The sequence below is a fragment of the Pseudomonas sp. WC1 genome, from assembly GCF_050586565.1.
Lineage (GTDB): Bacteria > Pseudomonadota > Gammaproteobacteria > Pseudomonadales > Pseudomonadaceae > Aquipseudomonas.
The window spans coordinates 37,588-56,369 of sequence record NZ_JBOBDQ010000019.1; the positions used below are offsets into that span (position 1 = coordinate 37,588).

The following is an 18,782-nucleotide window of genomic DNA, read 5'->3' on the forward strand; positions in this document are numbered from 1 at the left end:
AGGAGGCAACCCATGAAGACAGGCACCCTGCGTTTGCAAGACAGGGACACCATGCCGCTCAACCAAGAGGATTCGAGCTTTTCATTCACATCCGGCGAGCGCGAGCTGAGCGTCAGCGGCCTGCGCGAACGCATCGACACCCCGGCTCACGGCAGCCATTTGGCCAGTGGCGCACTGCGGCGCAGCATCGACCAGGCCTTCGAACGCGCCCGTCAGGCCGGGCAGGAAAATCCCATCGTGGTCGGCGCGATCCCCTTCGACACCACCCAGGCTTCCAGCCTGTACGTTCCCGAGGCCTATACCTGGCAGGCGCGCACCGCGGCTCCTGTACAGCCCGGCTCGCTGCCTGCTCTGCTCAGCCAGGCCAACATCCCCGACGAACACGGTTTCAAGCGCGCCGTGCGCCACGCCATCGTCAACTTCCAGCACAGCGATGTGCGCAAGGCCGTGCTCTCGGTACAGCGCGAACTGCACTTTGCCGCGCCCGTGGACACAGCCCAGGTGCAGGCCAACCTCAAGGCACTGAACCGCGAGGGCTACCACTTCCGCGTACCCCTGGCCGACGGTTCCACCCTGCTGGGGGTGAGCCCGGAACTGCTGGTGCACAAGCAAGGCAGCGCCTTCGTCAGCAACCCGCTGGCCGGCTCCGTGCGACGCATGGCCGACCCCGAGGCCGACCGCGCCAATGCGCAATGGCTGGCGGCGTCGGAGAAGGACCACTACGAGCACCGCCTGGTCACCGAGGACATCGCCCAGCGCGTCGGCGAGCTGTGCAGCCGCCTGCAGGTCCCCGAGCGGCCCTCGCTGATCAGCACTGCGGCGCTGTGGCACCTGTCCACGCGTATCGAGGGTGAACTGGCCTCGGCCGATATCGACGCCCTGCAACTGGCCTGCCGCCTGCACCCGACCCCCGCCGTCTGCGGTTACCCCACCGAGCGCGCCCGCCAGCTGATCCGCTTCGTCGAGCCCTTCGAGCGTGGCCTGTTCACCGGCATGGTCGGTTGGTGCGACGCCCAGGGCAACGGTGAGTGGGTGGTGACCATCCGCTGCGGCACCTTCAGCGGCCAGCGCGTGCGCCTGTTCGCCGGCGCCGGCATCGTCGAGGCCTCCAGCCCCGACAGCGAATGGAACGAAGTGCAGACCAAGCTCGGCACCATGCTGCGTGCATGCGGCCTGGACCATTGACCTCAAACCGGCTTTCCGAGATGCCCATGACCATCGAATTCACCCCCTGGCCCACAGACCGGGCGCAACGCTATCGCGCCGCCGGCCTCTGGAACGACCAGCCACTCAGCCAGTTGCTGATCGCCCGCGCCGCCGTGCAGCCGCAAGCCCCGGCGATCCTCTGCGGCGAACGCCGCATCAGCTATGGCGAACTGGACCGCCGCGCCTCCAACCTGGCGTCGCGCCTGGCCGCCCACGGCCTTGGCCAGGGCGACACGGCACTGGTGCAGTTGCCCAACGTCGCCGAGTTCTACATTGTGCTGTTCGCCCTGCTCAAGGCCGGAATCGCCCCCGTCAACGCGCTGTACAGCCACCGCCAGCACGAGCTGGGCGCTTTCGCCCGGCAGATCCAGCCGGCCCTGCTGATCGCTTCGGCGGAGCATGAGGTATTCCGCAACGAGGCGTTCCTCGACGACCTGGCCAAGGAAGGCCTGCGCCCGAAACTGACGCTGATGCTCGATGCCCTCGACGACTGGAGCGCCAGCGCCGATGTGCGCGGCACCCACTACACCCCAAGCGCCGCCGGCGAGGTGGCGCTGTTCCAGTTGTCCGGCGGCAGCACCGGCACCCCCAAGCTGATCCCGCGTACCCACAACGACTACGCCTACAGCGTGCGGGCCAGCGCGCAGATCTGCGCCCTCGACAGCGCCACGCGCTTCCTCTGCGCGCTGCCAGCGGCGCACAACTACACCCTCAGTTCCCCCGGTGGCCTGGGCGTGCTGCACGCTGGCGGCTGCATCGTCATGGCGGCCAACCCGGAGCCGTTGCACTGCTTCGCCCTGATCGAACGCCACGCCGTGACCATGGCCGCCCTGGTGCCCAGCGCCGTGGCCCTATGGCTGCAGGCGGCCCCCGGGCACGCCGCCAAGCTGCGCAGCCTGCGCCTGCTGCAGGTCGGCGGCGCCAGTTTCGCCGAGGCCTTGGCGCGCCAGGTTCCCGAGGTGCTGGGCTGCAAGCTGCAGCAGGTTTTCGGCATGGCCGAAGGCCTGGTCAACTACACCCGCCTGGACGACAGCGACGAACAGGTGTTCACCACCCAGGGCCGGCCGATCAGCGAACTGGACGAGGTGCGCATCCTCGACGAACAGGGCCGGCCGGTCGCTGACGGCGAGCCCGGCATGCTCGCCACCCGCGGCCCCTATACCTTCTGCGGCTACTACAAAAGCCCCGAGCACAACGCCCAAGTGTTCGACCAGGACGGTTTCTACCACTCCGGCGACATCGTCCAGCGCAGCGCCGACGGCAACCTGCGGGTCGTCGGGCGGGTCAAGGACCAGATCAACCGCGGCGGCGAGAAGGTCGCCTCGGAGGAGATCGAGAACCTGATCGTCATGCACCCCGACGTGACTCATGCCGCCCTGGTGGCGCTGCCCGACGAACTGCTCGGCGAGAAGAGCTGCGCGTTCATCGTCTCGCGCAACCCGCAACTCAAGCCGATCGCCCTGCGCCGCCACCTGATGGGCCTGGGCATCGCCGAATACAAGCTCCCGGACCGCATCCGGCTGATCGATGCCATGCCGCTGACCGCGGTGGGCAAGATCGACAAGAAGCAACTGCGCGCACTGCTCGCCGTCGCCCCGACCGCCTGACCGTCCAAGGACCCGACATGACCATTCCAACCATCCACGACTACCCCATGCCGCAACCGGCCAGCTACCCGGCCAACAAGACCACCTGGCAACCCGATCCGACCCGCGCCGTGCTGCTGATCCACGACATGCAGCGCTATTTCCTGCGCTTCTACCAGCCGGACGGCGCCCTGCTCACCGCGCTGGTGGACAACCTGTCGCGGTTGATCCAGTGGGCTCGCGCGCAGGGCATCCCGGTGGTTTATACCGCCCAGCCCCATGAACAACCGCCGGAAGACCGCGCCCTGCTCAACGCCATGTGGGGCCCGGGCCTGCCGGCGGCGAACCCCGAGCAGCAACCGATCATCGACGCGCTTTCGCCACAGCCGGGCGATACCGTGCTGACCAAGTGGCGCTACAGCGCTTTCCAGCGCTCCGACCTGCTCGAACGCATGCGTGGCTGGCAGCGTGACCAGTTGCTGATCGGCGGCGTGTACGCCCATATCGGCTGCATGATCACCGCCGCCGATGCCTTCATGAACGATATCCAGGCCTTCCTGGTGGGCGACGCGGTGGCCGACTTTTCCGAGGAGGAGCACCGCCTGGCCCTGAAGTACGTGGCCACCCGCTGTGGCCATGTCACCGACACCGCCACCCTGCTGACCCAGCCGGCGGGCGTGACCACCCGCGACTGGCTGCACGGCCGGGTGCGCCAGATGATCGAGGACGACAGCGAGCTCGATCCCCAGGAAAGCCTGATCTTCTACGGCCTGGACTCGCTGCAGGTGATGAAGCTGGCGGCCGAGCTCAAGCAGCGCGGCATCGCCGTCAGCTTCGAGGAGTTGGCCAACGCGCCGACCCTGGACGGCTGGTGGTCGCTGGTACAAGCGCGGGGGGCTGCCTGATGGCCATGGCCCGCTTCACTGGACGGCGCGTGCTGGTCACCGGCGCCGCCAGCGGCATCGGCCGCTGCGTGGCGCAGCGCTTTGTCGAGGAAGGCGCCGAGGTCATCGGCCTGGATTGCGAGGAGGCCGACGTGCCGTTCCCGCTGCTGCATGTCGACCTGACCGATCCGGCCGACGTGCAACGAGTCTGCGACCGGCTCAAGGAACAGGCGCAGTATCTCGATGTGCTGGTCAACGTCGCCGGCGTACTGCGGCTCGGGCTCAGCGACGAGGTGTCCTGCGAGGACTGGCAGCGTTGCCTCGACGTCAACGCCAGCGCGCCGTTCTACCTGATGCGCCAATGGACCCCGGTGTTCCGCCGCCAGCGCCGCGGCGCCATCGTCAACGTCGCCTCCAACGCCGCCCATGTGCCGCGCCTGAACATGGCCGCCTACTGCGCCTCCAAGGCCGCGCTGGTCAGCCTCAGCCACTGCGTGGGCCTGGAGCTTGCGCCCTACGGCGTGCGCTGCAACGTGGTCTCGCCGGGCTCGACGCGCACGCCGATGCTGGCCGGCATGCTGGGCGATCCGGCGGCAGAACGGCAGTTGATCGACGGCCTGCCACAGCAATTCAAGCTCGGCGTGCCCCTGGGCAAGATCGCCACGCCCGAAGACATCGCCCATGTGGTGCTGTTCCTCGCGTCCGAGCAGGCCGGCCACGTGACCCTGCAGGACATCGTGGTCGACGGCGGCGCCACCCTGGCCGCCTGAGCCCGACACGACCACCGACAAGGACTTTCACCCGCAACGCGCCCGGCCCAGGTCGGCCGGGCGCGCTCCATGGAGCTGGACATGACATTCTCACCTGCCGACCACGCACGTCTCGAGGGGTTCTGGCGCTACTGCCTCACCCACCAGTACTTCAATGTCGGCTACCCCGAATCCGCCGATTTCGACTACAGCCTGCTGCACCGTTTCATGCGCTTCTCCATCAACAACTGCGGCGACTGGAACGAGTACAGCAACTACCTGCTCAACTCCTTCGATTTCGAGCGCGAGGTCATGCGCTTCTTCGCCGAACTGTTCCACATCCCCTTCGAGGACAGCTGGGGCTATGTCACCAATGGCGGCACCGAAGGCAACATGTTCGGCTGCTACCTGGCCCGCGAGCTATTCCCCGACGCCACGCTCTACTACTCCCAGGACACCCACTACTCGGTGGCCAAGATCGTCCGCCTGCTGCGCATCAAGGCCCAGGTGGTGGCGTCCCAGGCCAGTGGCGAGATGGACTATGACGACCTGGTCGCACGGATCACGGCCGACGGCGAGCACCACCCGATCATCTTCGCCAACATCGGCACCACCTTGCGCGGCGCCACTGACAACATCGCCACCATCCAGCAGCGTCTGGCCCGGGCCGGCATCCGCCGCGAAGACTACTACCTGCACGCCGACGCGGCACTCAGTGGCATGATCCTGCCCTTCGTCGACGCCCCCGAGCCTTACTCGTTCGCCGACGGCATCGACTCGATCTGTGTCTCGGGGCACAAGATGATCGGCTCGCCGATGCCCTGCGGCATCGTCGTGGCCCGGCGCGCCAACGTCGAGCGCATCTCGGTGGAGGTCGACTACATCAGCGCCCGCGACCAGACCATCAGCGGCTCGCGCAACGGCCATACGCCGCTGATGATGTGGGCCGCCCTGCGCAGCCGCTCCATGGACGACTGGCGGGAGCGCATCCAGCGCTGCCTGGACCTGGCCCAGCATGCGGTAGACCGGCTGCGGGCAGCCGGCATCGAGGCCTGGCGCAACCCTAACTCGATCACCGTGGTGTTCCCATGCCCCTCGGCCAGCGTGTGGAAGCGGCATTGCCTGGCCACCTCGGGGGATACCGCGCACCTGATCACCACCGCCCACCACCGGGACAGCACGCAGATAGATGCCCTGGTCGACGAGGTGATCGCCGACCTCAAGGCCCGTGGCAAGCCGCCGGCCAGGCAACCGTTGCAAGGCGCCCTGGTCGACGGACTGGCCACTCGCACCCAGGTCTACAGCACTGCCGGCCAGCCACTGCGCGTGCCTGCACCGGGCCTGGGGAAACCTGAACCGCAACGCAACATCGCCCATCCCAAGGGCAGCGATAGCTGAACGCCGAGTCGTCATTTCGGGCGTAAGCATGTAAGCCTGTGCCTACAACACATGACCCTGGAACCTGGCGTGCCGAAAAACCGGGGGCGGGCTGATCCGCCCCTTGCCCGCCCCGCACAGGCCACCGCGCAGGCGACCCTCCGTGCGCGTTTGACAGCCCATGGCATGGCTCTATAGTCGGTTTCTTGGCAACGGGAAGGATTTCTGTTTGCCTCGGACAAGAACCCCGCCATGTACAGGAGTTGCGTAATGGCCACGCTCACGGATGACGCTCCGTTCAAACCCGCCCTGCCTTGCCTTTTGCTCGCCCCCGCCAGCCCCGCCGTCAACCGACGACATCCTCGCCACTGACCGCAGCGCCAAAAACGACACGTACCCGTGACCTGCCCTGGGCGGTCACTGCCTTCGTTCGCCTTCAATAAAGACAATAGGTGCGTCATGACTGCGACCCGTTCACCGCAAACGGCCGTTGCGCCGTTGCCGGAAACCGAAACACTACGCTATCGCCCAGCCAACCCCGCCGATATCGAATCCCTCGCCGCGCTGTTCCAGCAGGTCTATGGGCAGACCACCCACCCCTGCCAGAGCTCGTCCTACATCCGCTACTCGATGAGCAGCGGGCAACAGCAGTGGTTCGTCGCCGAGGCCGAGGGTAACCTGGTCGGCTGCTGCTGCATCGCCCGCCGCCCGTGGAACCAGTCGTGGGAGGTGTGCCACGGTGTGATTCACCCTGACGCGCGCAGGACCGGCGCCATCTCCAGCCTGGTCCGCCTCGGTTTCGAGACGCACCGGCCAGCACCCATGGAACTGGGCTTCTACATTACCCGCAACATCGCCAGCCACGGCGTCATGAAGAAGATCCGCCCCGCCGTGCTGGTGGGCCATGACGGTGGCCCGGACAAGGTCGATGGCCTGCGCGAGTATCACCTGACCGCCATCCACCCCGTCCCCCAGGCCCGCTTTGCGCACGTCGCCCCCTGGTACGTGACCACCCGCGCCGCCGACTATATCCGCAGGCTGCTCTACCCCGCCCTGCAGCTTGCCGTTGCCCCCGGCAGCTACCCGGACACCTACCTCAGCGGCCCGATCGGCGCCGAACGCCATGGCCAGCTCAGCTACAGCCACGACCCGCAGGCCGCCGCGCTGATGCTGTCGGGCCAGTGCGGCCGCTATGCCTCGACCCACGCCGTGCTGACCGAGCTGGGCGCGCTGCTGCGTCAATATTCCCAGGCCGAGTACGTCGGCCTGGTGATCCTGGCCGACAAGCTGGAGCTGTTGGCCAGCCTACGCCGCCTGGGCTTTGCGATCACCGCCTACCTGCCGGCCTGGCACCTGGAGAACGGCAGCCGCTACGACTGCATCCAGCTGGTGTTCCAGGACTTCGCCGTGGCGCCGCGCAGCCACGGTTTCGATGATGACATCGCCCGCTTCGACCTGGCCTACGCGCACCTGGCCAACAACCTCTGCAGCCTACCCGCGGCCCCGGCTTCCCGGGCCGCCAGCTAACCGATCGGAGTTTCAGCAAGTGACCAAGGACCAATGGCTTAGTGTAAGAAAACAGATCCCCGACGGTGCCCGGGAACCCTGGACCGTGATGTTGTGGTTTGCCGACCTGCTGCTGCTGGCGGTGGCCTGGAACCTCTGGCTCGCCGACTCCACTGCCCTGCAGTTGCTGGGCCTGGCGCTGGCCGGTCTGGCCACCGTGCAGCTCTACCTGATCATGCACGAGGCGACCCACGGCGCCGCCTCGGCCAACCGCCGGTTCAACGACTTCATCGGCCACTGCAACGGCTGGCTGATCGCCCTGCCGTTCTTGGTCCGCCGGCGCTTCCACATGGCCCACCACACCTGGACCGCGCACCCGCTGAACGATCCGGAGAACCGCGGCATGATCGAGCGCTTCTCGGTGATGACCAAGAAGCAGGAGCGCACCCTGGAGTTCGTCTGGAAGCACTGGATCCCGATGATCGCCGCCAACCACTTCCTGCTCAACTGGCGCGCGCCCTTCATCGCCAAGGCCAAGGGCGACAGCTCGCCGCGGATCCTCAAGGAGATCCGCTTCGCCCGCCTGTACCTGGCCGGCTACCTGGCGGCGGCCGTGCTGGCCTGGAGCCTGGGGCACCTGCTGGACCTGGTGCTGTTCTACCTGATCACCTGGGTGTTCCTGTTCTTCATGGTCGAGCTGCTCAACCTGCCGCACCACGCCGAGGCCCCGCTGCTCGCCCGCGATGCCGATCGCCTGCAGTTCTGGGAGCAGGACGGCGTGTCCCACGACTGCAAGAGCCTGCCGCTGTGGTCGCGTTTCGTGATCCTCAACTTCAACCTGCACATCGTCCACCATGCCTTCCCCTCGGTGCCCTGGTACCGCCTGGCCAAGGTGCAGAAGCTGCTGGGCGAGCATGAGCTCGGCCATGCGCCGTCGCAGACGCATGAATGGGAGTTCGCGGTGAAGAACCGACGCCGGCCGTTGTTGCAGCTGATGGGGCATTTCTTCGATCAGCGGGGTTGAGCTGCCCCCTCTGAAGTAGCACGGGGCTGCGTGGGAGCGGGCTTGCCCCGCGATGCGCCGCGCGGGCGGCGCTCGATTTCAAGATCGCTGCTACCGCCTGGCACTTCGCAGCCCCAACACGCTCTGCGCGCGAACCTGAAGGAACAGCTCATACCAGCTGGCAAACTGGGTCGCCTCGCGGTCCACGTCCAGCGGGAATTCGCGACTGCGGGTGAGGTAGCTGCGGTGCTCGGCCTCCCCATCAGACGTGCGGCGTCGGGGTGCAGCAACAATTTGTATTTCTTGGCAATAGGTGGCCCAGGGGCCGATCTAGGCCTCGATGCTGAACAGGTGCAGGCCCAGCTCGGTGGGGGTGAAGTCGGCCAGCCACAGGTCGTTGCCCGGCGAATGCATGACCACGCAGTGCAAACGCCGGCTGGGGGCCTGGTCCGGGTGATCGCCCGCCATGGGCACGCTTTCGAACGGCTCGTTACCAGACATCGACCATGCTCCCTTGGGCTGGTGGCGGAAAGAGTTCAGAGCCGTGCGCAAGCGCGAGGGTTCAAAAAGAATGAGCGCAGGGCGCAAGCCCCGGTCAAATCCTGCGACACCTCTTCATTCATCCCGCGAGGCCAGGCCCATGAACATTCCCATTCCACCGGAGACACCCGACCCGAACATCGACGATCCGACCTTGCCGCCGCCGGTGCCCGAGGAGGACCCGGACGAGCTGCCGATCAAGCCGACCGTGCCGCCTACGGTGGGCGACCCGCCGAGCCTGGAGCCGCCGGTGAACGCCTAAGGATAGACCGGAGAACTGATAAATTTGCCAGTTGATAGCCCCACGACATGCCGTGATTATGAGTTACGGCAAAAATGTCCTATCGAAGAAAACTAATTGAGAAGTCAGGGTATGCCAATGGTCGACAGGAAGCTTCATGTGAAGCGATTCTTTTACCTTGATAACAATCGCACCACGATTCTTGAGGAAGAACGTCAGACTTCAATTTTAAGCCACGGTGGCTTACCGGTTGGTTGGCTAGTCACTACAGCCGATAAAAATTTCGTCAACCTTGCCGCCTGCGATTTGCAACACACTCCCATGCGAACATTTTATGTGGCCAGGGTCCAATCCAGCATGTTCAGCGTATATGGCACAGCTGGACGCGAGGAACTGCTACCGATCGCTTTCAAGGGTGAGCGCCCCGAGGAACCTACTCTCCATTATTTACTTGGCAAGGGGCAGCGCTCTTATGTACCAACTCTGATGAGATTTTGTAGCCCGGACAGTGAAAGCCCTTTCGATCTAGGGGGGATCAACAGCTACGCATTTGCATCCGGGGATCCAATAAATTTCAGCGACCCTTCAGGGCATCGGCGAAAACCGCACATTATTCCTTTTCAGAAGACTGATGGCTCGGTGCGGTACCTTGGAGAGTTGACTGGCGAAACGCCTAAGGCTAGGGCCATCACTATAATTCACAACACCGATAACATGACAGTAATCGCCGGACATGGGCGCCCTAGAACCAGCACAATTGGAGGGTTCGAACCCAAAGCGCTATTAGCAGAAATGAAGAGAGAAAACATAGAACTATCCAATGGACCGATACATCTCATTCGCTGCCATGCTGGTAGTTGGTATGAGGATCATAACTTCAATCCTGTCAAGCCCCCAGGATTGGTTCTAGCCCGGCTAGCCAACAGGCCAGTAACTACTTACCAAAAACAGGTACCAGTCAGTCATGCGTTCGACTCACAGGGGAATCTCGTCTCTATGACAATTCGTACGGCACCCCACCCGAACCCTGAACCGATAACCTTTTATCCTCGTTTCGGGCAGGGATTGAGAAATTTCATCAGCGACTTCATGGATCGGTTACGAAACTTTCTTAGCTAGCCTTCAATACTTCTAAAACACGACCCTACTCACACTATGGAAATCCGATTCCAAAATGCGCCAGCTGCTAGTCAGCGAGGGCGTCGTGGTATCGCCGTTCTACGACCCGATGCTGGGCAAGCTGATCGCCTGGGGCCAGGACCACGAACAGGCGCGCCTGCGACTGCTGGCGATGCTTGATGAGTTCGCCATTGGGGGGCTGAAGACCAACATTATCTTCCTGCGCCGCATCCTGGCGCACCCGGCGTTCTCCCCGACGGAGATCGGTTCATCAGGCCGACCTGGTGAGAGTCAGGGCCTGCCTGACGCAGGCCATTACCGGCCCGCACACAGAAAATCTGACAGTCCCGAGCAGCTTGCCCCGCGATAGCTTTAGCGCCATCGCGGGTCAAGCCCACACAGGTGCCACGCTCAGTTCGAAAAATACCGGTTCGGCACATACCGCAACCCCAGGTTCTCCCGCAACGTACGCCCCTCATACTCGCGCCGGAACAAGCCCACCCGCTGCAACTCCGGCACCACCTGCCCGACAAAATCATCCAGCCCGCCCGGCAGATGGGTAAACAGCAGGTTGAAGCCATCCGCCGCGCCTTCCTCGAACCAGCAGGCCATCTCCTCGACAATCTGTCCGGGCGTGCCCACCAGCAGCCGGTGTCCGCCTGCGCCGAGCCTGGCCAGCAGTTGTCTGGCGGTGGGCCGTTCGCGGCGGATCAGGTCCACCACCAGCTGCTGGCGGCTCTTGTGCCGTTCGGTCACTGGCAACGGGGCCGGCAGCACAACCGGGGCATCGGGTGGCAGCCGCTCCAGGTCGATGCCGATATCCAGCAGGAACGACAGTGCCTTGAGCGCCGCCTCCGGATCCACCAGCGCCTGCAGTTGCTCGTGCTTCTCCTGCGCTTCGCTGGCCGTGCGCCCCACCACGGGCGCCAGGCCCGGCAACACCAGCAATGATTGCGACGGCCGACCGGCCACGGCCAGGCGCTGGTGGATGTCCGCGTAGAATGCCCGGCCTTCGGTCAAGGTCTGCTGGGCGGTGAACACCAGCTCGGCGCTGCGCGCCGCCAACGCTCTTCCGGCTTCAGAGGAGCCGGCCTGGGCGATCACCGGCCAGCCCTGCAACGGCCGTGGCGCATTCAACGGGCCACGCACGCGAAAATGCTCGCCCTGGTGGTCGAGCACCCGCATCCGCGCGGGCTCCAGCCAGGTGCCGGAGGCCTTGTCCAGCGGGAAGGCATCGTCCGCCCAGCTGTCCCAGAGCCCGGTGACCACGTCGAAGAACTCCCCGGCACGGGCATAGCGATCGGCATGGGACACGTGCGCCGCGTGGTTGAAATTCTCGCCGCCGATCAATCCCGTGACCAGGTTCCAGCCGGCGCGGCCAGCGGACAGGTGATCGAGGGACGCGAAGGTGCGGGCGATGTTGTACGGCTCGTTGAAGCTGGTGTTGGCGGTGGCGATCAAGCCAAGGTGGCGGGTCACCACCGCCAGTGCCGGCAGCAGGGTCAGCGGGTCCCAGCGCAGGCTGTGGGCGCTGCTGCGCAGCACCCGTGGATCCAGCTCGCCGACGGCGACGTTGTCGTTGAGGAACAGCACGTCGAAACATCCGCGCTCAAGGGTCTGGGCGTACTGTCGATAGCGCTCGAAGTTGATCGAGGCATCGGCGTCGGCCTGCGGGTGTCGCCAACTGCCGGCGTGGGCGCCGGCGCCGGAGAGAAAAGCCCCCAGTCGCAGGCGGCCGTCACGCCTTGCCATGGCTGGGCTCCTGGGCAGGCGCAGGTGCTTTTGTCGTGCGCAGCAGCAGGATCACCGTGCCCCAGACCAGCAACAGGCTGACGGCGAGGAACACCATCAACGCCTGGTAGCCGTCGAGAAACGCGGCATGCACCCAGCCCTGCAGGACGTCGCCGCCCTGCCCCAGGTGCTCGCCCAGCAGGGCCGCGCCCTGCTCCGGCGCCGCCGCCGCCCTGGCCAGCCAAGCGGTCTGCGCAGGTACGCCCGTGGCGCCGGACAAGGTATCGGCCGCCACCGCCCGGTACAGCCCCACCCCGACCGCCAGGCCGAGCCCACCGCCGACATTGTGCAGGGTCATCAGCGACCCCATGGCCACCGAGCTCACCTGCTGCGGTACCGAAGAGATCCCCAGCACCGTCGAAGGCCCGAGGATGCACGCCCAGCCCAGCCCCATCACCGCGAAGGCGCCGAGCAGGTGCAGCAACGAAGTCTGCTCGCCGAATGCCGCCTGCAGCACGGCGGACAGCACGAACAGCAGTAACCCGGCCTGCACCAGCAATGTCGGGCCCTTGCGGTCCACCAGGCGCCCCACCCACGGCGACAGCAACGCCACGCCGAGCGTGGTCGGCAGCAACAGCAGGCCGCTGGTCTGCACGCTCTCACCACGGATCAACGCCAGGTACAACGGCATCACGAAAAATGCCACGCAATAGAACACTGCCAGGCCGAAGCTGGCGGTGACCGCCGCGACGAAGCGGCGGTTGGCGAACAGGCGCAAGTCGATGATCGGCGCCTCGACCCGCAACTCGACCGCGACGAAGGCCAGCAGGGCAAGCAGCGCCACCCCCAGCAGGCCCAGGGTACTGGCCGAGGTCCAGTCCCAGTCGGCGCCCTGGACGATGGCCAGCACCAGGCTCGGCAAACCCAGCAGCAGCAACGCCGCCCCCAGCCAGTCGAGCCGTGCGCCGTCCTCGCCGGCCCGCGACTCGTCCGCCGCCACGGCGATGATCGCCAGGCTGAGCAACACGAACGGCACGTTGACCAGAAAGATCCATTGCCAGCCGAAGGCGCTGGTAATCAGCCCGCCCAACACCGGCCCCGCCGCCAGGCCGATGCCATTGACACCGAACAGCACGCCGAACGCCTTGCCCTGTTCCTCGCTGGCGAAGGTGGCCGCGACGATCGCCCCCGACGCGGTGTACAGCACCGCGCAGGCCAGGCCCTGGGCGATCCGCGCGGCCACCAGCGTATCGATGGTGCTGGCCAGCCCTGCCGCCAGCGAGGCCAGTCCGAAGACCGTGAGCCCGAGGTTGAGTACCCGCCGGCGGCCTTTCAGGTCGGCCAGCCTGCCCACCAGCACCATGCTGCTGGACAACGCCAGGATGAAGCCGTTGATCACCCATTGCAGGCTGCCCACCGAGGCGCCGAGGTCGGCCTGCAACGCCGGCAGCGCGGTGTTGACGATGGTGAAGTCGACGCAGCCGAGAAAACTGGCGATGCTCACACCGAGCAAAGCCCACCATTTGCGTTGCTGTTGCGCAAAAACGCCCATGGAAACTCCTGTTCCGGATTTCAGTGTGAAGGCCATCGTCCGTGTGGCGTGGGGCCTGCGTGGCTAAAGGTCAGATGGCAATGGCGCTGGCGGCCCAGGCCGGATGCACCACCCCTGGCAGGGTGAAGGGAATCGGAATGCCGCGTTTCTTGAACTTCAGCGGCAGCCAGTGCACGCGGTCTGGCGCGTGAGGCTCGACCAGCAGGCGCCGGGCGGTCGCCATGGCGTCGGTCATCTGCTGCGGGTAGATCACGTAGTCGTACCCCTGCTCGGCCCACTGCGGCAGGATGATCGGCACTTCCTCGAGGATGTACTCGCGGCACTGGGCGGCGGCGCGCTCCAGGTCCGCCTCGGGGTCACGCACTCGCAGACGCTCGATGAACACGCCAATGGTGGCTTCGATGGCGGCGCGCAGCTCCTCGCTTTCCCGATAAAGCTGGTTCACCTGCTGGCGCAGCTCGGCGTAACGGTCCGAGGCCAGCTCCTGGTTCCAGCGGCTGATGCTTACCGGCGCCTCCAATCCGGCCAGGTACTTGCGGTTGCGCGCCAGCCACGCGTCACCATCGCGAATCGACGCCGACAGCGCCTCGCCCGGCGACTTGCCGTGCTTGTTGTGGCGCTGCAAGGTGTCGGCCACCACCACCTTCACCTGGCTGAAACCGGACTTGTTGATCAGGTGCACGGTGGAGCTGAGCTTCTGCTCCTCGTGGTATTCCTGGCCCACGCTGACTGCCAGCACGCAGCGCTTGCCGGTGAAGTCCAGCGCTTCGCCGCCCTTGTTGAAATAGGCTTTGAGGTTGATCGCTTCCACATTGCTCATGTTGCTTAGCTCCAGTAGGCCAAAGGCTGGTCGTCGCCGAAATAACCGATGAATACGCCGAGGGTGACCCGGGTGCTGGTGGCCGAGGGGCGCACCGCGTGGATCAACCGCGGGTTGAGAAAGATCAGGTCACCCGCCTCGGGCTTGACCACCAGGTCCGCTGGCGGCAGCAGGTGGCGCTCGATACCGTAGGCGCGCTGGCCACGCAGGCGTTCGTACTCGGCCTCGTCGGGGTGCAGGTTCCAGATCTCCAGCTCGCCGCCGTCCTCGGGGATCTGCAGGTAGATGTTGGTCGACAGCTGGGTGAGCAGCCGCGGCTGGTGGTCGGCCGGGGCATTGCGGGCCAGGTCATCGGTATGCGGCGTGAGGTCGACGTTGTTGCCCTGGAAGCGGGCGATGCCGACGAAGCACTTGCGCCCGTTCACATCCAGCAGCCGCGCCCCTTTGGGCCAGACCTCGTCGAGCAGCAGGCGCAGATGGTCGATGGGCGATGCCAGCGGGCCGAAGGCGCTGCGGATCTTGCGAATATTGGCGATGGCCTGGCCGTGGTACTCGGCTCGGCTGGCCTCGTCCCTGATCTCGATGTAGGCCTTGCCCAGGCGCACGAACTCGGTCTGCTCGCTGAAGGCACCACGCAGCTCGTGATGACTCAGGCGCTCCAGGGCCAAGGCCACGGTGTCGGCGGGTGCGAAACCTTTGATCAGGATGCCCAGTGTGCGGGCGTGAATCACATCGTCTAACTGTGCGGCGGTCAATTCCTCGACCGTGGTAATCGTCAGCATGAACACTCCCTCGCGTATTCCTGAACGGTTTGACTGCACCTGTGAATGGCGGCTAACCGGCGACTTCCGATGGTCGCCAGGCCATCTTCAACAAGCAGCAAGCACTTGTGAAATATCGTTTTTCTCTAGCATCAAAACTTTTTTCAAAATATTACAGAACAACTTAAGCCATTATCAGAGATACGCATGAACATTATAAAAATTACAACTTAAGTTACGTACTGCGGATAACTTTCACTGAACTTCCGGTGCTTCATTGAACTGTTTGTCCACCTGTTGTTCGGCAACGAAGCCCGGGCCGATCACCCCCTCGTCCTGGTACAGCCGGGCGGTGTCGGCCAAGTCCCTGACCAGCGCGTCGTCCACCGCAACTTGGCGTGGCTGTGAAAATCGGTTCGAGCGTAGGTGCACCTCCAGCGGCAGCCCGCTCTGGCGGGCCTGAATCGCCGAGAACTCCTCGACATGGGCGTTGGCCCAGTCCCAGGCGCGGCCAACCCGGCGCAGGAAATCCCGCAGTTGCGCCGGCTTGTCGCGGATCGTCGCAGGGTTGGCCACCAGCAGCATGTTGCCGGCGAACAAGCCTTCGCCGCTGACCAGCACCCGCGTGCCGCCTTCGAGCTGGACCATGCTGGTGTACGGGTCCCAGGTGGCCCAGGCGTCTGCGCCGCCGTTGGCCAGCAGGCTGCGTGACTCGCCTGGTTGGAGAAACACGAACGTGGCGTCGCGGCCGCTGTGGCCAGTGGCGCGCAACGCTGCCAGCGCCAGGTAATGGCCGATGGAGCCACGGGTGGTGGTGATGCGCCGGCCCACCAGCGACGCCGCGTCGCTCAATGGCGACGCTTCGGGCACGACGATCGCCACCGCCGTGGGCGTCACCTGCAGGCGCACCACCCCGACGGTCTTGAGCCCGGCGCCGGCCGCAGTGGCGAACACGAACGGCGCGGTGCCCAGGGTACCGATATCCACCGCGCCGGCCGCCAGGGCCTCGGCGGTGGGTGCGGCGGCGCCGAAGGCGGCGAACTCCAGGGGGTACGGTACATCGTCGAGCTCGCCGGCGGCCTGCAGCAGCACCTGCATCGAGTTCTTCTGGCTGGAGACGCGCAGGGTTTCGTCTGCGTGAACGCCCCCCAGCACCAGGCACAGCAACCCCGTCAGCATGTGACGCCCACTGAATAAATGACTCATCAGAACGCCAGGCTCACGCGGCCATAGTAGTATCCCCCACCCAGTCCATAGGGCGAGAACATCCCGTACTCGTAGGTCCCGGCCCAGGGCACGATGCCGATCTTGTCCGGGTACTTGTCGAACAGGTTGTTGGCGCCCAGCGCCACCGTGATGTTCTGGGTGAGGTCGTAGGCCACGTCGATGTCGGTGATCCACTTGGCGCTGTAGGTGCGGTCGTTGGCCGGGATGTTCGAGCCTTCGGTGTACTCGCCGTAGCGGGTCAGGGTCAGGTTCAGCGTCCAGTCGTCGACCTTGTAGTTGCTGTTGAGGATCCACTTGTCCTTGGGTGTGGCCTTGGTCAGGTCGATCTGCTGCTGGCGGTCGAACAGCACGTACCCTGCGCCGAGGCTCGACAGGCTCGCCGGGGTGTCGGCCAGGTCACGGATGGTGGTCTTGTTGCGGTTGTAGGCCAGGCTCCAGCGCACGGTGCCGTACTCGGCGAGCGGCTGGCGGTACTCGGCCACCAGGTCGACGCCTTTGGTGCGGGTGTCCGCGGCGTTGGCGAAGTACTGCCCGGACAAGTCAGGCGACAGGCCGTTGGCCACCAGGATTTGCGACACCGCGGGCCCGGTGAGCACGCCGGTCTGCAGGATGCGGTCGTCGATGTCGATCAGGTAGAAGTCGGCAGTCAGGCGCAGGCGCTCGGTGGGCTCGGCGGTGAAGCCCAGGCTGTAGTTGCGCGACTTCTCCGGTTCCAGGGTCTGGGCGCCGAGGGCAATGGCCTCGGGCGAGCCGGGGCGCATCTGCTTGGTGCGTGCGGTACTGGTGCTGCCGCCGGCGCCAAAGATCGTCACCGAGCTGGTCGAAGAGAACACGTTCTGCGCCAGAGACGGCGCACGGAAGCCATTGCTCACCGCCGCGCGCACCGCATAACCCGGAGCGAACTCGTAGCGGGTGGTGAACTTGCCGCTGACGGTCTCGCCGACCTCCTGGTTGTAGCGCTCGTAGCGCAGGGCGAAGGCGCTGTACCACTGCGGGGTGAGGTTGAGGCCAAAGTCGACGTAGGCCGCACCGCTATGGCGGATCATCTGCCCGGCATCCTCCGGCGTGGTGCCGTTGACCGAGAACAGGCCGGGGTCCGGACGCCGTCCGGCCAGCGGGCCGCTTGGGATGACGTAGTCGCCATAGTTGTAGGAATTGGGTTCGCCCTCGGTGAGTTGGTACTTCTCCCAGCGGTACTCGACGCCGAACGAGGTTTCCAGCGGGCTGCTCCAACCAATGTCCAGGGCCCGGCTGAAGTCCAGGTTGGTGGTCCACTGGTCGAAGATCTCGTCGGTCAGGTGAAAGCGACGCTGGCTCAGCAACGGGTCGTTGGACAGGTTGAGGTTGTTGTCGATGTACAGCTTGGCCTTGTCGCGGCCATAGGTGGTCGACAGGTCCCAATCCCAGTTGGCGGCCAGGCCCTTGAGGCCGGCGAGCAACTGGTAGTCGGTCTCCTCCACTTCGCGGGTGGCCTGGCCGCCTTTCGGATAGGGCGCGTTGGGCAGCCAGTTGGTCGCGGTGATGTCGGTGGGCGCGCGGTGGCCGAGGACCTTCTTGCCGTCGCGGTAGCTGAGGGTGGAGAACGAGTACAGCTTCAGTGCCTCGCCCAGGGGCAGTTCCAGGTTGTAGGCGCCGCTGTAGGTGCGGTCGCGGCCCAGGCCGTATTCCTCGCCCCAGCCGTGGCGTTCGCTCAGGCGCGGGTCGGGCTCGCCGTTGGCCAGGGTGGTGAAGTTGCCGCGCACGGCGCCGGCGCGTTCGTAGGGTTCCTGCACCTTGGCGTCGAACGACAGGTTGAGAAAGCCGCCGTCGCCCAGGCCGAAGCCGGCGTTGGCCGCCTCATGGCCGCTGGTGCCGTCCCCGGCATAGTACTGCCCGACGGAACTGTCGGAGGTGATGCCCTCGGCGTCCTGCTTGAGGATGATGTTGATCACCCCGGCGATGGCGTCGGAGCCGTACTGCGCCGCCGCGCCGTCGCGCAGCACCTCGATGCGCTCGATCGCCGCGGTGGGAATAAGGTCCAGGTCCACCGGCACCGCGGCCGTGCCGACACGCGCGTTGTTGTTGATCATCGCCGTGTTGTGCCGGCGCTTGCCGTTGACCAGGATCAGCACCTGGTCGCCGCCCAGGCCGCGCATGCTGATGCCGCGCACCAGGAAGGCGGTGCCGCCACCGTTGATGGTGGGTGCGTTGAACGAGGGCAACAGGCGCGTGAGCATGTCCTTGAGGCCGTTCTGGCCGCTGGTGCGCAGTTGCTCGCCGGAGATCACGTCCACCGGCACCGGGCTGTCGGTCACGGTGCGCTGCTGGCTGCCGCGCACGCCGGTCACCACCACGGTGGACAGTGCCGGGTCTTCGGCGGCGATGGCCTCGCCGGCCAGGCTCAGGGCCAGGGCGGTGGCCACGGGGGAAAGCTTGAAGGTCTTGGGCATCTGCGGATATTCCTTGTGGCGGCCATGGCCCGGCCGCCGCTCTCGGGTTCG

General features: G+C 65.6%; 15 protein-coding genes and 2 pseudogenes. 10 read left to right on the forward strand and 7 right to left on the reverse strand.

What is annotated here, in order from left to right; all coding sequences use genetic code 11:
- The first annotated feature begins 12 nt into the window (after window positions 1–12).
- The 7 genes from ACQ4OD_RS11245 to ACQ4OD_RS11275 all read left to right on the forward strand — a co-directional run bounded on the left by ACQ4OD_RS11245 (window position 13) and on the right by ACQ4OD_RS11275 (window position 8,332).
- Complete coding sequence (locus tag ACQ4OD_RS11245) at window positions 13–1,185, forward strand: isochorismate synthase (RefSeq protein WP_430944302.1); 1,173 nt, start codon at window positions 13–15, stop codon at window positions 1,183–1,185.
- A 26-nt stretch (window positions 1,186–1,211) separates the two neighbouring features.
- Window positions 1,212–2,813, forward strand: a complete 1,602-nt coding sequence (locus ACQ4OD_RS11250) for a (2,3-dihydroxybenzoyl)adenylate synthase (RefSeq protein ID WP_430944303.1) — start codon at window positions 1,212–1,214, stop codon at window positions 2,811–2,813.
- Window positions 2,814–2,830: 17 nt separating this feature from the next.
- Entirely contained in the window at window positions 2,831–3,697 is an 867-nt protein-coding gene (locus ACQ4OD_RS11255) for an isochorismatase (RefSeq protein ID WP_258600923.1), read from the forward strand.
- Complete coding sequence (gene dhbA, locus ACQ4OD_RS11260; RefSeq protein WP_110703388.1) at window positions 3,697–4,446, forward strand: 2,3-dihydro-2,3-dihydroxybenzoate dehydrogenase; 750 nt, start codon at window positions 3,697–3,699, stop codon at window positions 4,444–4,446. Before ACQ4OD_RS11255 ends, dhbA begins: the two co-directional genes overlap by 1 nt.
- A gap of 81 nt (window positions 4,447–4,527) precedes the next feature.
- Entirely contained in the window at window positions 4,528–5,823 is a 1,296-nt protein-coding gene (locus tag ACQ4OD_RS11265) for a histidine decarboxylase (RefSeq protein ID WP_430944304.1), read from the forward strand.
- 438 nt (window positions 5,824–6,261) lie between these two features.
- A complete protein-coding gene (locus tag ACQ4OD_RS11270) occupies window positions 6,262–7,329 on the forward strand; it encodes a GNAT family N-acetyltransferase (RefSeq protein WP_430944305.1) in 1,068 nt (355 codons plus the stop codon).
- Window positions 7,330–7,417: 88 nt separating this feature from the next.
- Window positions 7,418–8,332, forward strand: a complete 915-nt coding sequence (locus ACQ4OD_RS11275) for a fatty acid desaturase family protein (RefSeq protein WP_232967935.1) — start codon at window positions 7,418–7,420, stop codon at window positions 8,330–8,332.
- Window positions 8,333–8,473: 141 nt separating this feature from the next.
- On the opposite strand, the pseudogene ACQ4OD_RS11280 reads toward ACQ4OD_RS11275, so the two are convergent.
- Window positions 8,474–8,812, reverse strand: a pseudogene (locus tag ACQ4OD_RS11280) (maltotransferase domain-containing protein); the annotation flags it as partial.
- Between the two features lie 139 nt (window positions 8,813–8,951).
- On the opposite strand from ACQ4OD_RS11280, the gene ACQ4OD_RS11285 reads away from it, so the two are divergent.
- The 3 genes and pseudogenes from ACQ4OD_RS11285 to ACQ4OD_RS11295 all read left to right on the forward strand — a co-directional run.
- Entirely contained in the window at window positions 8,952–9,113 is a 162-nt protein-coding gene (locus ACQ4OD_RS11285) for a hypothetical protein (RefSeq protein WP_277504162.1), read from the forward strand.
- 111 nt (window positions 9,114–9,224) lie between these two features.
- Window positions 9,225–10,211, forward strand: a complete 987-nt coding sequence (locus tag ACQ4OD_RS11290) for an RHS repeat-associated core domain-containing protein (protein WP_430944306.1) — start codon at window positions 9,225–9,227, stop codon at window positions 10,209–10,211.
- 70 nt (window positions 10,212–10,281) lie between these two features.
- Window positions 10,282–10,468, forward strand: a pseudogene (locus ACQ4OD_RS11295) (hypothetical protein); the annotation flags it as partial.
- A gap of 154 nt (window positions 10,469–10,622) precedes the next feature.
- Here ACQ4OD_RS11295 and ACQ4OD_RS11300 read toward each other — a convergent pair.
- From ACQ4OD_RS11300 to ACQ4OD_RS11325, 6 genes are all read right to left on the reverse strand, one after another.
- Window positions 10,623–11,963, reverse strand: coding sequence for an LLM class flavin-dependent oxidoreductase (locus tag ACQ4OD_RS11300; RefSeq protein WP_430944307.1), 1,341 nt, complete (start codon window positions 11,961–11,963; stop codon window positions 10,623–10,625).
- On the reverse strand, window positions 11,950–13,494 hold the full coding sequence (locus tag ACQ4OD_RS11305; RefSeq protein WP_430944308.1) for an MFS transporter: 1,545 nt from the start codon (window positions 13,492–13,494) through the stop codon (window positions 11,950–11,952). The genes ACQ4OD_RS11300 and ACQ4OD_RS11305 overlap by 14 nt, the downstream gene beginning before the upstream one ends.
- Before the next feature lie 70 nt (window positions 13,495–13,564).
- Window positions 13,565–14,314, reverse strand: coding sequence for a tRNA-dependent cyclodipeptide synthase (locus ACQ4OD_RS11310; RefSeq protein WP_198755418.1), 750 nt, complete (start codon window positions 14,312–14,314; stop codon window positions 13,565–13,567).
- A gap of 5 nt (window positions 14,315–14,319) precedes the next feature.
- On the reverse strand, window positions 14,320–15,096 hold the full coding sequence (locus tag ACQ4OD_RS11315) for a 2OG-Fe(II) oxygenase (RefSeq protein WP_430944309.1): 777 nt from the start codon (window positions 15,094–15,096) through the stop codon (window positions 14,320–14,322).
- Between the two features lie 234 nt (window positions 15,097–15,330).
- On the reverse strand, window positions 15,331–16,281 hold the full coding sequence (locus ACQ4OD_RS11320; protein WP_198755417.1) for an aliphatic sulfonate ABC transporter substrate-binding protein: 951 nt from the start codon (window positions 16,279–16,281) through the stop codon (window positions 15,331–15,333).
- Window positions 16,281–18,731 (reverse strand): TonB-dependent receptor plug domain-containing protein, encoded by a 2,451-nt coding sequence (locus ACQ4OD_RS11325; RefSeq protein ID WP_430944310.1) that lies wholly within the window; start codon window positions 18,729–18,731, stop codon window positions 16,281–16,283. Before ACQ4OD_RS11325 ends, ACQ4OD_RS11320 begins: the two co-directional genes overlap by 1 nt.
- Between the last annotated feature and the right edge of the window lie 51 nt (window positions 18,732–18,782).

What these genes read in the sequence shown, in the direction of transcription:
- ACQ4OD_RS11320 (WP_198755417.1), bottom strand. Translation starts at nt 16,281, where the DNA reads ATGAGTCATTTATTCAGTGGGCGTCACATGCTGACGGGGTTGCTGTGC.
- ACQ4OD_RS11290 (WP_430944306.1), top strand. Translation starts at nt 9,225, where the DNA reads ATGCCAATGGTCGACAGGAAGCTTCATGTGAAGCGATTCTTTTACCTT.
- ACQ4OD_RS11255 (WP_258600923.1), top strand. Translation starts at nt 2,831, where the DNA reads ATGACCATTCCAACCATCCACGACTACCCCATGCCGCAACCGGCCAGC.
- ACQ4OD_RS11270 (WP_430944305.1), top strand. Translation starts at nt 6,262, where the DNA reads ATGACTGCGACCCGTTCACCGCAAACGGCCGTTGCGCCGTTGCCGGAA.
- ACQ4OD_RS11275 (WP_232967935.1), top strand. Translation starts at nt 7,418, where the DNA reads ATGTTGTGGTTTGCCGACCTGCTGCTGCTGGCGGTGGCCTGGAACCTC.
- dhbA (WP_110703388.1), top strand. Translation starts at nt 3,697, where the DNA reads ATGGCCATGGCCCGCTTCACTGGACGGCGCGTGCTGGTCACCGGCGCC.
- ACQ4OD_RS11300 (WP_430944307.1), bottom strand. Translation starts at nt 11,963, where the DNA reads ATGGCAAGGCGTGACGGCCGCCTGCGACTGGGGGCTTTTCTCTCCGGC.
- ACQ4OD_RS11285 (WP_277504162.1), top strand. Translation starts at nt 8,952, where the DNA reads ATGAACATTCCCATTCCACCGGAGACACCCGACCCGAACATCGACGAT.
- ACQ4OD_RS11310 (WP_198755418.1), bottom strand. Translation starts at nt 14,314, where the DNA reads ATGAGCAATGTGGAAGCGATCAACCTCAAAGCCTATTTCAACAAGGGC.
- ACQ4OD_RS11315 (WP_430944309.1), bottom strand. Translation starts at nt 15,096, where the DNA reads ATGCTGACGATTACCACGGTCGAGGAATTGACCGCCGCACAGTTAGAC.
- ACQ4OD_RS11305 (WP_430944308.1), bottom strand. Translation starts at nt 13,494, where the DNA reads ATGGGCGTTTTTGCGCAACAGCAACGCAAATGGTGGGCTTTGCTCGGT.
- ACQ4OD_RS11325 (WP_430944310.1), bottom strand. Translation starts at nt 18,731, where the DNA reads ATGCCCAAGACCTTCAAGCTTTCCCCCGTGGCCACCGCCCTGGCCCTG.
- ACQ4OD_RS11265 (WP_430944304.1), top strand. Translation starts at nt 4,528, where the DNA reads ATGACATTCTCACCTGCCGACCACGCACGTCTCGAGGGGTTCTGGCGC.
- ACQ4OD_RS11250 (WP_430944303.1), top strand. Translation starts at nt 1,212, where the DNA reads ATGACCATCGAATTCACCCCCTGGCCCACAGACCGGGCGCAACGCTAT.
- ACQ4OD_RS11245 (WP_430944302.1), top strand. Translation starts at nt 13, where the DNA reads ATGAAGACAGGCACCCTGCGTTTGCAAGACAGGGACACCATGCCGCTC.